Annotated in this window: 2 protein-coding genes; one reads left to right on the top strand and one right to left on the bottom strand. The window is 60.9% G+C overall.

Going from position 1 to position 548, the window contains the following annotated elements; translation table 11 throughout:
• Positions 1-207 (top strand): hypothetical protein (locus tag AC3WOS_RS28600; protein ID WP_492720711.1); only part of this gene is annotated, 207 nt, incomplete at its 5' end.
• Between the two features lie 128 nt (positions 208-335).
• Here AC3WOS_RS28600 and AC3WOS_RS28595 read toward each other — a convergent pair.
• Positions 336-548: hypothetical protein (locus tag AC3WOS_RS28595; protein WP_492720710.1), on the bottom strand; the 213-nt coding region annotated here is incomplete at its 5' end.

Below are 548 nucleotides of genomic sequence, written 5' to 3'. Positions count from 1 at the left end.
GGCGGCAGCCTGGCCTACCAGGCCCAGCAGGCCAACGCCGGCCAGACCCTGGCCAGCGTGGACCGCATGGTCGAGGCGCTCAGGCAGTACGACGCCCAGGCGCCGCTGGCGGCAGGCAGCGCCAACGGACTGGCGGCGCCGGGCCAGAGCGCCACGACGGCCCAGCCAGGATCCACCCAGCACGGCTGGCTGGCGGTGGCCAAATGAGGCAGGCGCTAAGTTGATGTCGCGCTAACGCAGCGGCGGCTGGGGGTAACCCCGGCCGCCGCTTTCTAGCTTTGCAATTCAGTAAAAAAAAATGCAATACCCGCCTGGTCCGGGCGGGCATAAGCCGGTCATATTCCGGTAAATAAGTTGCTGTAAAACGTATAGCTTATTGCAATAAAAACCATTGCGCCCACCAAGGCCGCCGAAGTGTGTTTCTGGCAGGCAATTGGCGCTACGCCATATAAAATTTCGCAATACCGCTCAAGGAGAATGGAAATGACCATCGTCACTAGCCTTACCACCAGCGACATCGCCGCGTTGACCACTACGCAGATCGCTTC

Source organism: Rugamonas sp. FW305-51, from assembly GCF_058786935.1.
Note: the sequence above shows the minus strand (reverse complement) of the source record. Positions and strands in the feature narration are given on the sequence as shown.